Below are 13,629 nucleotides of genomic sequence, written 5' to 3'. Positions count from 1 at the left end.
TTCCGGCGTTTACCCGGATTCTGTTCTATGGGGTCCAAAATGCTTTCGATATATTTGATGGGCTTCTTTTTTTGCCTTACTTTTGTGTCCATTATAAAAAAATAAGATGAACTGGACGGTATGAAATCGACGCAACAATATTTACTGGCGCATGGCATTAAGCCCTCTGTTCAGCGCATAGCTATTATGGAATATCTGTTTCAGCATCATACCCATCCGACCGTGGATGAGATTTATACGGAGTTGTTGCCGCAGATTCCCACACTGTCGAAAACAACGGTGTATAACACGCTGAAACTTTTTGTTCAACAGGGAACGGCGATGCAGATTGACATCGATGAGAAAAATGCCCGGTTCGACAGTGTGATGGAAACACATGGGCATTTTCGTTGTAAGGCATGCGGATGCATCATCGATATTCCACTGCCCGAAATTCATCATTTACTCCCCCAAAATACGGATTTCTCGATCGATGAAGCCTATGTGAATGTAAAAGGTTTGTGTGCCGAATGTAAGTCGAAGCGGACTCCTTGAGCATTGGGGTCGACAAAGCCCCAAGAAGCTAAAAAAGAAGCCCCTTTGGAAAATACGGAATACCGATGGTTCTAAGGAGTTAGAGGTATTTCTGTGCGTGTGGTAAAAGATAAGGGGATCGGCACGGGAAATGAGAGGGTTAGGTTTATCGCCACGAATCAGAAGCAAGAAGCGGGAAGTTTTCCAAATCTTCCCTGCTCCTTTTGCTATCTTATCTTATTCCCTCTATGAGTACCCGGTATAACGGTTGACCATGAATCATCATGTTCTCTTTCTTGACGTTTTTTTCGAAAACCCATCCTTTTTGAGGGGGCATCTCCGGACTATTCCGCGATTATTTTCGCTAATGTTTCGTCCAATTCCGTTGCGACAATTCCTCTCTCGATGATTTTTCCGTCTTTATCAAGCAGCACTAAATGAGGTATGCCACTGAACTGATAGGTGCTCATAATATCTTTCCCTGAATTAGGTGCGCACGTTTGTGACCAGGGCATCTTTTCTTCGTTCAATGCTTTTTTCCAGTCCGTTTCTTTCCTATCGATCGATACGGATAAGATTTCGAACCCTTGTGCTTTGTATTTCGCATAAGCCTCTTTCAGGTGCGGGATAGCTTTCCGGCAAGGGCCACACCAAGATGCCCAGAAATCGATCAAAAGATATTTTCCTTTGAAATTTTCAGGGCCGAGTGTTTTTTTACCGTCCGGTGTGGGGAAACTGAAGCCCGGAGCAATCTTCCCGGCTTCCAGTTTGGCTGCCTGACTGAGTCTTTCTTCCTCCTCCTTTACATACTTCACATAGGGAATGTAATCCGGCTTGTTTTTTTGAAAATAAGTCAGAATGCTGTTTTTTAACTCTTCATCCTTCAACCTGTATAGAAGAGAAATAGCGCTGTTCCGGTCTCCGTAATAACGTACAAGGTATTTGATGTATTCCTCGCTTGTTTCGGCATTCCTGTCATACGCTTTTTTTACGTATTCTTTCCATTCATCGCAAGTGCTTTTCCCGGCTTGATAGACCTCTTTACCTGCACTAATCATTCCCTGATAGGCCATATGGTCAAAATAGTTCTGCAAATTCATCAATTCATTGTTTCTTCCGGGATTTACGATATGCTCATACAGCGGATTTTTGATCTTTATTTTGGCCGTATCCTGTCCTCTGAAGTGCACTTCGATGTTCTCATCTTCACCCCAAAATTCCAGGTATTCCCATTTCTGACAATCGATATAGTAGATACCGGGGAAAGGGAGTGTTACCTTTTTCTCAAAAGTATGGTCTGCCTTTACTTCAAATGAATCGATGACGACTTCATCGAACTTGTCAGCATAAAAAATCCGAATTTTGGATTTGTCATCCGGGAACTTAACGCTCCCTTTTACCGTAATTTCACTTTTTTGCGCATGCACCAATGGCATTGCCATCAATACAAAGATCAATGCGATCAATTTTTTCTTCATTTTCTTCATGTTTAAAATTTTATATAATTATCTTAGGGATTTTGTTCGATATTATTTGTCTGAATTTCTCCTTCAGGTATTTGCAAGGTAAACATTTTACTGTCAGCAGGATACAATATTCCTTCGGCATCATTCCTTTTGATGGTATGAAGTCCCTTCCTTACGAGCGGCTTGCGGAAACGCTTGAGATCAAGAAGTGCAAAGCCTTCACCGTAGAGTTCCTTGCGTCGCTCCGTCCAGATTTCATCGATCAGCGCTTGGCCGGTAGCCGTTGTTTTCACGGCAGCGGGGTAGCGTGTCTGCTGCAGCTTAAAGAGGAGTTGTTGCGCTTCGGTATCCTTCTTCAGTCTGGCTGCGCATTCGGCAGCAATCAGAAGCATCTCACTGCTCCGCATCAACAGCACATCGGGCAACTTGTCGTTTTCATCCGGGTCCATAATCTTAAAAGATATATATTTCCGCTCGGGATATTTTCCGGTTTCCTCCGTCTTCGGATTGAGCTGAATCAGTTCTTTCCGCACGTCTCCCTCTGCAAACAATTCGACGAAGTCACTGTTCAGGAAAACAAACTCCATCGACCAGCGTTTGTTCTTACGCGGATGACTCCAGACTGTAGGCAGCGAATAGTTGGCATTCGTATTTTTTGCGGAAGCAGGCAAGCCCCATATACATTCGGAAACAGATACATTATTAAAACCCTGCTTATATTCATCATTCGACATTAAGGGATACGCTTCGGCCAATTCTTTGGCTAATACGGCCGCTTTTTCGTAATCACCCGTCTCCATATAGACACGTGAAAGCAAGCCTTTCACCATATCTTTGCAGACAACATATTTCGAATCCTTGCGCCGGCCGGAGGGAAGGTTTTCAACGGCCCATTGCAGGTCTGCCGTAATCGCCTCATACACCGCTTTCATACTTTCCCTATTTTTGGGATCAATCGTCGGTTCGAGGTATAACGGTACACCGGGAGCCTCAGGATTGAGCAGATAGGTTTGCTGAAACCATTGTACCAGCAACAGGTAATGATAGGCACGCAAGGCCCGCGCTTCCCCTTCCACCTGTTTTTTCTCGGACGTCGTTCCCTGCATTTTGGACATGTGACTGAGCAAGTCGTTCAGCACATTGATATGGGTATAACAATAGAACCAAAAGAAGGAAGGACGATCTTTCTCCATCGTACGAGTGCTGAAGCTATAGTCATCACCTTGAAACTGCCCGGAAAAGTTTTTCGGAATAATATCCTGTCCCATCATATCGGCAGCCAAAATAAAGTTATGGATACCTAAGCTCTGGGCTTTAATCATGAATCCTTCGGCCGAATAGGTCATATGATCATACACGCCGCCGAGCACGGTTGTTGCCGACTCGTAAGAGGTGAATACAATATCGGATGATACCTTATCCCTCGGTATCACATCTAAAAAATCATTACACCGCACCAACAGGAGACAAGCGACAAGCACCATGATAGAGGGCACATTTCGACGATTCAATCGTCTTAATATAGTTTTCATCTTATTATCAATTAATCATTTATATACCAGATGGATTAAAAATCAAGTTTGACCCCGACCGAATAGGTAGATAAAGTAGGGAAACTGTTTGTGACAACCCCCCCTGATACCTGCTCCGGATCAAACCCCTGTTCGGCACTGAAGTAACATACGTTATCGGCCTGTAAATAAAATTGGGCGCCGGCAATATGCAGCGCTTTATTCATTTTCGAAGGCAACATATACCCCAAATGCAGGGTCTTCAACTTCAAATAGTCTCCACTACGCATATAGAATGTGGAGGTATATGAAAAAGAGCCGGTGTAATTATTGACACTCGTAGTTGTCAATCGGGGAATATCCGTCACGTCGCCCTTTTTCTGCCAACGGTTCAGCATGTCGTGATGGAACAATTTGACGGTACTACTTCCGGAATTGGTAAGTGGGGCATAGTCGGCCATCAAAATTTTGGCACCCAGCGAGTAGTTAACTAAAATCCCCAAGTCAAAATTTCCGATCCGGAACGTATTGTAAAGTCCTCCGGAGATGGTAGGCGTATAATTCCCAACGGAATAACGTCCCAGATTGCGTACTGTTTTGGTCGATCCGTCATCGAGTTTAATCGTTTTAATCACTGTTTCATTCCAATTTTCCGTTGTCACCCGGTTCCCCGTTCTTTCTCCTGTCTGTGTACTTACTTCGTCAATATACCATTGCGGCTTTCCGTTCTCGGGATTCACGCCGGCATATTCACGGATAAAAAATTCGGTAGTACTTTGTCCCACCTTATAGATACGGTTTCCGGTAATGAACTCGTCTTGATTTAACGCCAGAATCTCATTTTTATTGTTGGAGATATTAAAGTTCGTCGTCCATTCAAAATCTTTCGTTTGGATATTTCGAGTCGTTATCGACAATTCAAGTCCTCTGTTTCTCAAACTTCCGATATTACGGAGCACCTGCTTAAATCCGATCGAAGGCGACAGCGGGACATTATAAAAGAGATCATCGGTCTGCCGGTTATACCAGTCGAGCGTCAAACGGATACGATCATTGACAAAGGCCGCATCTATCCCGACATTGAGTTGCTTATTGATTTCCCATTTCAGGTTTTTATTGGCTAATTCGGAGATATACACTCCGGGAGTTCCCAAGAACATGTATCCGGTAGCATAATAGGAACGATAGTCATTCGTCCCGATATTCCCCGACGTACCATAGCTGACTCTCAGCTTTAGAAGTGACAGCCATTTACAGTTCTGCAAAAACTTCTCCTGACTGATGATCCACGAAGCGCCGGCACTCCAGAAGTTCCCCCAACGTGTATCAGGATGGAAACGGGAAGAGCCGTCGCGTCGGAGACTGGCCGAAAAAAAGTAACGGTTATACAAGTCGTATTCCGCACGAGAGAAGAAGCCCACCAAACGGTCGGATGACGAAGAGCCTGCACCCAAAGCAGGTTTCACAATGGTCGATCCGTTTACCAGCTCATCCATTCCTTCAAAAGCAAAGCCTGTGGCAGAAGCGTTGACACTGGAGTTGGCTCTTTCGTTGATTTCGGAGCCTAACAGCAAACGAAGGCGGTGATCGCTTCCCCATGCTTTGTCATAACTCAATATACTGTTTACCGTCCAATGCGTCGTTTGTGAGGTATTGACAATCAGAAGCCCTTTTCCTTTGCTCTCTCCGATCGTTCTGTTCCGGTAGAATTTACTGTCGGAATACGACGTATTTCCGGAATAAGAAGTTTTGAATTTCAGCCCTTCGCACAGATTGACATCGACAAAGAAATTCGTGAAATAATACCGACTTTTATATCTGCTCTTATCTAAATCCAATGTACCTAAAGGATTACATCCTCCTTCCTGTGAAGTAACATTAGGTCGTCTGCTGTTTAAAATATTGGCCGGACCGTTTCCGAAATCCAATACCCGCTGCCCATTTTCATCATAGACAAGCTCTCCTTGTTCATTGCGTTTATACAACGGGTACAGCCCCGGTGTGAGGCGGGCATATGTGGCGAAATCAGCATATCCGTTGTTGATACTGTTCGTCTTGGTGGTCGAGTTACTCATACCGAGATTAATTCCCACCGTGACATAACGGTTAATCTCGTACGAGAGATTCGTGCGAGCCGTAAAACGGTCAAACCCTCCGTTTCCGGGGTTCAACCCTTTCTGATTCAAGTATCCTGCCGAAATATAATATTTGAGCTTATCCGTTGCGTTATTGATATTAAACGTATGTTCGTGCTTCAAACCGGTTTTGATCAGGCTCTCGCTATAATCTTCCCACCATAGCAGCTTAGCCGACGGATCTAATTTACCGTCCAGCCCTACCGGTTGTGCCTTATCATAAGCATTGTATCCGAAGACATTCAGCAATTCCGAGGTCGCATATTCAGCTGCCGACGCGTATTTCTTCCCTCCGGCCGTCAGTAATCCCGGATTATCTTCTGCACCATTACGCAACGCCTCCCACGACAGTTCATAGTAATCTTTCGGAGATACCATCTTGTAATCTTTCCCTGTACGATTGGAAAAGCCGATCTGTCCCGTATACCTCACGGATGCTTTTTGATGCGTATTTCGACGCCCCTGTTTCGTCGAAATCAGGATGACACCATTCGTTGCCCGAGCCCCATAAAGCGAAATAGCCGCCGCGTCTTTCAACACCGAGACCGATTCAATATCGTCAGGATTCAGTTGTTCGATGGCATCGCTGGGCGCTCCGTCAATAATATAAAGCGGAGAGATACTCGAATTAATCGAGGAAGCACCTCGAATAACTATATGCGGCTGACTTCGTCCGTCTCGTTGCGACTTATTTTCGAGTCGAAGCCCGGGAATCGTACCTTGCAAGCTGCTTAATATATTATTCGATTTGTTCCGCTGAATATCATCCGCCGTAAGGGCTGAAACCGATCCGGTAAATGTTTTACGGTTGGTGGACCCATAAGCAACAACAACTAATTCACTCATTTGAACGGCGTTGGATACGAGTTTAATCAATACGTTCTTGTTTCGGTACGATTGAGCTAAAATACGCTCGGTACGATAACCTACATAGGAAAAGTAAACACTGTCGTTCGCATGGTTAACCGGCAGGCTGAATTTACCGTCCGGATCGCTGATCGTGCCGGATGTCATATCTTTCGTATAGACTGATACCCCGGGTAACGGTTCACCGGATTCATCGATAATCTTTCCTTTTATCACAACCTTCCCCTGTTGTTGCTGCGCCGGAGAAGAAGAAGAAGATGCTACCGGATAACTCCGGGGTTGTTTTCCATTTGCCTTGTACACTAAAATCCTCTGATTGTTCACGGTAAAGGTTGCATCCTGCTTTTTCAGGGCATCGGTCAGGATGTTTTCTACCGGCTGATCGGTTACATCGAGCGTAAGACGCTCATTCAAGTCGATGTCGTTGTTACGGACCAAGAACGAATAGTCGAACTTTTCTTCGATCAGATGGAAAAGCTCGCGCAAAGTTCCGTTTTCCAGTTTGACAGACATCCGTTGCACCTGCAACGGAGAGGCAGACAATACACCGGACATGCATAGCATAAGCGCTAGCGACATACCGGCAGCCAGCTGTCTGAACCGTTTTCTTTGTTTGTTCTGATTCATAGATACTATTTTTTGTTTTGTAAAGATTAATATGTATACTTTGTAAAAAAACAGAAAAGAAAGTGTGCCTTGTATCTTAATTCTTCCGGCACGCCTTGAAGAAACTGTCTCAATAAACAGCTATTGATATGGCTCTTATTTTACTTCCAGCTAATTTGATGTCGGATTCTGTGTCAGTTTGCTTCCTTCCGGGTAAGCATTGATGGCATTCTGAGGAATGAAATAGACCGTCCGATAATCTTTAGGCTGGATCTCTTCCAGTGCATTATGCGGCCCCGGATAGTGACGTGTCAACGAATGGCCGTTTCGGTAGACATCGTAACTGCGTTCGGCCTGAAAAGCCAATTCGAGAGTACGCTCTTTCTCTATACGTGCTTCGGCATTTTCTGCCGTTAAAGCATCGTAGCCTTTACCCGGCAACGAACGCTCACGCACAATATTAAGGGCATTCAGCGCCATTGCATAATCGCCCAACTTACCCGCTGCTTCAGCTTTGTTCAGGTACATCTCAGCCAAACGGGTAATAACCGGAGAATGCAAGTGAGAGTCCTCCCCTTCGCGCGAACATTTGACAACATAAAACATGGGATAGACGCGATTTAATTTCATCTCCGGATCAATCACCCCCGTATATGTATTCCCGTCTTTGTATTGAATCGACCAAATGCCCTGCTCCCGATCGACAGGAGTGAGTGTATACGTTTCGGTATTTTCGGTACAGGTAAGCGTCGAATTATCAGCACTGTTTTTTATTTCGGCCTGCACATAGTTGTAATTCGTATGTACCCCCTGACTATTATATACTTTTTTAATAAAGCGAAACACCTTTTTTCCGTCCTTCACATACTGCGGTTCAATAAATGCAGCACGTGCATCCACAATTTTATTGTTCGCCCAGTCGTTACGCCCGGTTTCATCAAGCAATGCAATATATTTTGCACTGGCATACATTTCGCCCCATCCCATACCGCCAATATTGGCATACATTCCTCCTATCCCGTAATAGTGATCCCAGCCCGAAAATTCGGAAGCCACACGCTTAATGGCAAAAATAGTCTCTTTATTCTGTTCGGGTGTAAAAGTGTTATACTTCATAAAATCAGCACGATCCAGCATTTTATACACACCCGATTGAATCACCTTATCGGCATACTCAACGGCAAGTTTTGCATATTCGGCATTAGGATGGTCAAATGTACCGCTCATATAAAGATAGATACGTGAGAGCAAAGCCCATGCCGCTTCCCTTGATCCGTAGGTAGCACCGTTATTCTTCGTTATCAGCGTAGCCGCTTTCTTCAAATCCGAAATAGCCTGTTCATACGTCTTTTGCACACTGGAACGATCGGGAAGAGGGCCTAATATATCATCCGGCGTACCGTTTACGATAGGTACTCCAGATTCGTTTCCGGATTCTGATAGTATGGTCTACCGTATGCACGGCAAAGATAGAAGTAGAGAAAACCACGGATAAAGTAACACTCTCCGAGTTTATTATCAATATCTTTATTGATCCCTTCGTCAACAAGTTTGAGAATATTGGAGGTCTGTGCAATGGCTTTATAACTATTATCCCAAAACGACTGTAGCCGGTAATTATTGGGGGTGCGCGAATAAGAAATAAATTCATAAAATGCGTCGGTAGATGTTCCACGTATCATGATGTTATCTCCTGCATACTCTCCACAGCGGTGCATCACGTCCGACCATTTTTTCAACTGTGCATAGGCTCCGTTGAGTAATGCATCAAGCGAAGCTTCCGGGTCTTTCTTCACTTCATCTGCAGACAAATCCGTATATGGAAATCGCTCGATATCGCATCCCGTAAATGTCCAGAAAGTTGCCATGATTAGCATTGATATTATCTTTTTCATTGTAACTGAATTTTTATTGATCTTGGTATTCCTGCTCATAAGGTAAAATTCACTCCAAATATAAATTTACGTATATTCGGATAGGGGTTGATGGTAATATTTTTAATTCCATCTTTATTAACCGGAGTTTCCGGATCAACCCCCGAATAACCGGTAAGTGTAAATACATTCTCTGCCGAGATGAATAAACGCAACGCCGAAATCTGCCATTGGGGCAGATTCAATGTATATCCAAGGGTGAGGCTGCGCAGTTTCAGATAATCTCCTTTCTCTATAAAACGTGATGATACCTTATTGGAATTGGAAGGATTATTATATGCGGGCAATGGATGGGTTGCCACATCTCCTGTTTTCTGCCAACGATTCCAGCCTTTGTAAAGTCTCATTTGGTTTCTGTCCGTGTAAGCTCCGTCCGAGTCGTATTCCGAACGTGAATAATGGTAAATTTTACCACCGACAGAATAGCCAAACACGGCATCGAAATCAAGATTCTTCCAACTCATCTGTGTGGAAAATCCACCGAAGAAATCGGGCGAGAAACGTCCTAAAATCACTTCGTCCGCCTCTGCATAAGACTCGGTAAGGATACGTTCGTTTGTTTTCTTATCAGTCATATACCATTGAGGCTTTCCATTTTCCGGATTTACGCCAGCCCACTCACGACCGTAATATGTATCAGCATCATAACCTGGTTTCAGAATACCGTTGATGCTACCGGCTATTCCTCCCAAAGAGCTGTTGATAAGAACCGGTGGCTCGCCTGTCGTCGGGTTAGGAGCGCCATAAAGTTTTTCAATCTTATTGCGGTTGATCCCCATGTTGAAGTCGGCACTCCACTGCCAATCTTTTGTTTTGATGATATCCGCACCCATCGAAATATCTACGCCTCTATTTCTCATCTCTCCGATATTCTGCCATACGCTGGTGACTCCGGTCAAGCCGGAAACAGGTCTGCTGAACAACACGTTATCAGTATATTTATGATAAAAGTCCAGCGACATACGCAACCGGTCGAACACCGCCAGATCAAGTCCGATATCAAGCGTATACGTTTTTTCCCAAGTCAGATTTTTATTTCCGATTTGATAAATCAAGGCCCCCGGCGTTTCATTATATGTGGAATTAGCGGCATACAAGTCATATTGTGGATAAAGCGAGGTCGGATCGTTTCCTGTCGTTCCGTATGAGGCACGTAATTTAAGTTGATTCAACCAGCTGTAATCCATAAAAGCTTCACGCTCGATATTCCACCCTCCGCTGATGGAGAAAAAGCTTCCGTATTTCTGACTGTCTCCGAAATTCGAGGCTCCATCGCGACGGAACGATACTTGAGCAAGATATTTGTTGTCATATGCATAGTGCATATTAAACAGAAAGGATTGTTTTACTTTTTCCAAAATATATCCGGCCGCTTTCTCCGGCTTAGCCGTGACATTAAGCACCTCGAATCCGGGTACGAATCCGGTACCATCTGCTTCAATCGTTTTAAAACGATAGTCGTTGTATTCATACGCTACCAATCCATTGAAAGCATGCTTGTCAAGGTTACGGTTGAAGCGTAAAATCTGATTGGTATATCTCCGTTCCGTTTTTTGTGTTTCTTCAGTCAAACGCCCTTTTACCCCTGAGCCGGCATACGACCGTGGATCAGTTAAATATGTATCTTCATATTGCGTATAGGAATAATTATTGACTGAAGCGAATGTCAGCCAATCCGTGATACGAATATCAAAATCCAAATTTCCCATAAATGTATAAGTCACTGACGCACCTTTGTTCCATTGAAGATCATACAGATAATTTGTTGCGGTACTGTTTACCCACGTCTTTGATTGAGGAGGAGTTGGTTTCCCGTCTTCCAAATAGGGACTATCCCAAGGTAAATAAGAGTACATAGCTGAAACCGAACGCTCCCGATTATCGATATCTCTCTTCGTTCCAGAAATCAAAGGTTTAATGGTCAACCATTTTATTGGCTTTAATTCCGTATGCAAACGAAAAGAATATTTTTTATAGTCGTATCCGATAACTGCACCTTTCTCGTCATAATACCCGAACGAGCAGTAAGAGCGCAATTTTTCGGTTCCTCCTGATACCGAAGCATTATATTCCTGCACCATTCCGGTCTGTGTCGCGATATCCCACCAGTTGTAATCACTCTTGCGCAAGTTTTCGTTCCAGCGGGGAAATGAGATCATCTCCTGATTCGAAAACGACTTGTAATAGTCGTATAACTCTGCACCATTCATCATTTCTAATTTACCGTTATCTAAATTGTTCAACCCGAATTTGGCTGACACATCGACAGTCAGCTTGTCGGCCGATCCCTTTTTCGTCGTAACGACAATCACGCCATTGGCACCTTGCGAGCCGAAAAGGGCAGTGGAAGCGGCATCCTTTAACACTGTCATTGTTTCGATATCATTAGGATTAAGTGTAGTACCCGGTTCTGTGCCGACGATGACCCCATCAATCACCCAAAGAGGTTGTGTCTCTCCATTGATCGATGCTTTACCACGAATAATGACACGTCCGGCCGATCCGGGACGACCATCACCTGGGGCTACAAATACTCCCGGTATTTTACCATTCAGCATGTTTTGTACCGAAGGCGTCGTGATATTCGTCAGTTTTTCATTGTTGAGCGTTTGTAAAGCTCCTGTAAGACTTTCTTTCTTCTGCACACCGTAACCGACAACCACAATTTCTTCAAGTGCTTGTGTGTCCTCGCGCAGAGATATTTGCATTGGGGCCTTGGTCACAACCTGTTGAATACTCAAATATCCGATATAAGAAATGACCAATACGCTTCCTTCGGGAGCTTCAAGTGAAAAATGGCCATTGATATCGGTAATCGTACCTACCGTCGTTCCCTTTACCGTGACATTGGCGCCGATTACTGGCTCACCGGTCATCGCGTCAACTACGGTACCAGTAACCTTACCAGCCTGCTGAGCCGCCTGGACAACCGGCAAAACCCTGGTTGTATGAGCTTTATACACCATAATCCGCTGATTGTTCACGGTAAAAGTTGCATCCTGCTTTTTCAGGGCATCGGTCAAGATGTTTTCTACCGGCTGATCGGTTACATCAAGCGTAAGACGCTCGCTTAAGTCGATGTCGTTGTTACGGACCAAGAACGAATAGTCGAACTTTTCTTCGATCAGATGGAAAAGCTCGCGCAAAGTTCCGTTTTCTAATTTAACAGACATCCGTTGCACTTGCAACGGAGAGGCAGACAATACACCGGACACGCATAGCATAAGCGTCAGTAACATACCGGTAGCCAGCTGTCTGCGCCGTTTTCTTTGTTTGCTTTGATTCATAGATATTAGTTTAAAAATGTAATTATTAATATTTGTTTATTTGACACCTCCTTCAATCGTTTCTGAAAACAGCGATCTGTCACGAATAACAAGCGCTCCCGTATGATCATGAGACCAATCATATCGGTGCTCCATATCTATTTCACGCAGAATCTCATCGAGCGAGGAGGTCTGGAGGAAGCTGCCAGAAAAACTTTCCATTTTTAGCTGTTCACTATCGACCTGTATACGGACATTATACAATCGTTCCAGTGTTTTGACCAGCTTCGTGAACGGTTGTTCGTCAAAACATATCCGTCCTTCTTTCCAAGCGCAGTAATCACGTCCTTCTACGCGGTGTTTTTCGATATGATGCGTCTCACGGTGAAAGGTCAGCTTTTCGTCGGGTGAGAGCGCATACGTTTCTTCCCCGCGTTCGTTCAGCCGGACGGCTACTTTACCCGAAAGCAATACGACATCGACCGTCTCCTCATCACCATATGCCTTAACATTAAACTTAGTACCCAGCACCCGCACCTGCATGCCCCCCGATTCGACGATAAACGGTCTCTTGCGATCAGGTTTTACCTCAAAGTATGCCTCGCCCTCAAGCACTACGCTGCGCATTTGCTCGTGACGGTCCTCACGGTATGTCAAGGAAGAGCCGGCATTGACCCATACGACAGAACCGTCAGGCAGTGTTACCTCCGACCGTGAACCTGCAGGAACCGTGGTACGATAAAACATATCGGGAGATGCATTGCCGAATTGCTTCCCCACCCAAAAGGCTGAAAGCGCGATCGCAACCGATATGATGCAGGCCACAGCTACGCCCGTCCAACGTTTCCGCAGCATCACAATATTCCTACGTGCCCGGGGCAACATCGGGCCGTCCGCCTTCAACCGTCCGACAAAAAGCGGGATATGCGCCACCGCCCACGTATCAGCGATTCTCCGAAACGTCTTCTTATGTTCATCGTCCCGATTTAACCAATCGAGCAACTCCCTCTCCTCTGTTTTATCCAACTCTCCGGCAAAGTACCGCAGTAAGAATTCGTCCATCTTGTTTTCCATCAGCTTTTCTTTATGTATATACATACACATCCATGAGGGGTTGCGTTTAAAATAAAGACGAAAAAAATTATTTCGTATGAACATCGAACACAAAGCAAAGCGCTCCCCCGCTCCCACCGAGCAAGCGTTGCACACCCAAACGATCATTTCACATTCAATCATTTAAACTCCACACATTTGTCAGATTGCAAAAAAAAAGCAGAAATTTTGCAGGATTAAAAATAGTCTTTATCTTTGCACTCGCAAAAAAGGCACTA

General features: G+C 44.6%; 6 protein-coding genes and 1 pseudogene. 1 reads left to right on the top strand and 6 read right to left on the bottom strand.

What is annotated here, in order from left to right; translation table 11 throughout:
* The first annotated feature begins 120 nt into the window (after positions 1 to 120).
* Positions 121 to 534 (top strand): Fur family transcriptional regulator, encoded by a 414-nt coding sequence (locus BFO_RS07510; RefSeq protein ID WP_014225057.1) that lies wholly within the window; start codon positions 121 to 123, stop codon positions 532 to 534.
* 323 nt (positions 535 to 857) lie between these two features.
* On the opposite strand, the gene BFO_RS07505 is transcribed toward BFO_RS07510, so the two are convergent.
* The 6 genes and pseudogenes from BFO_RS07505 to BFO_RS07480 all read right to left on the bottom strand — a co-directional run bounded on the left by BFO_RS07505 (position 858) and on the right by BFO_RS07480 (position 13,360).
* The gene (locus tag BFO_RS07505; RefSeq protein ID WP_231964071.1) at positions 858 to 1,991 is read right to left on the bottom strand and encodes a TlpA family protein disulfide reductase; all 1,134 of its coding nucleotides are present in this window, start codon (positions 1,989 to 1,991) and stop codon (positions 858 to 860) included.
* A gap of 32 nt (positions 1,992 to 2,023) precedes the next feature.
* Positions 2,024 to 3,511: a RagB/SusD family nutrient uptake outer membrane protein gene (locus BFO_RS07500; protein WP_080561794.1), complete on the bottom strand. Its 1,488-nt coding sequence runs from the start codon at positions 3,509 to 3,511 to the stop codon at positions 2,024 to 2,026.
* Between the two features lie 35 nt (positions 3,512 to 3,546).
* Positions 3,547 to 7,119 (bottom strand): SusC/RagA family TonB-linked outer membrane protein, encoded by a 3,573-nt coding sequence (locus BFO_RS07495; RefSeq protein WP_014225054.1) that lies wholly within the window; start codon positions 7,117 to 7,119, stop codon positions 3,547 to 3,549.
* A gap of 150 nt (positions 7,120 to 7,269) precedes the next feature.
* Positions 7,270 to 8,993 (bottom strand): annotated as a pseudogene (locus BFO_RS16405) (RagB/SusD family nutrient uptake outer membrane protein).
* A 35-nt stretch (positions 8,994 to 9,028) separates the two neighbouring features.
* A complete protein-coding gene (locus BFO_RS07485) occupies positions 9,029 to 12,319 on the bottom strand; it encodes a SusC/RagA family TonB-linked outer membrane protein (RefSeq protein WP_041590774.1) in 3,291 nt (1,096 codons plus the stop codon).
* A 36-nt stretch (positions 12,320 to 12,355) separates the two neighbouring features.
* Positions 12,356 to 13,360 carry a FecR domain-containing protein gene (locus BFO_RS07480; protein WP_161794934.1) on the bottom strand — a complete coding sequence of 335 codons (1,005 nt, stop codon included), beginning with the start codon at positions 13,358 to 13,360 and terminating at the stop codon, positions 12,356 to 12,358.
* Between the last annotated feature and the right edge of the window lie 269 nt (positions 13,361 to 13,629).

The sequence above is a fragment of the Tannerella forsythia 92A2 genome (assembly GCF_000238215.1).
In the GTDB taxonomy this organism is placed as follows: Bacteria; Bacteroidota; Bacteroidia; order Bacteroidales; family Tannerellaceae; genus Tannerella; species Tannerella forsythia.
This window is presented reverse-complemented; position numbering and strand designations above follow the sequence as displayed.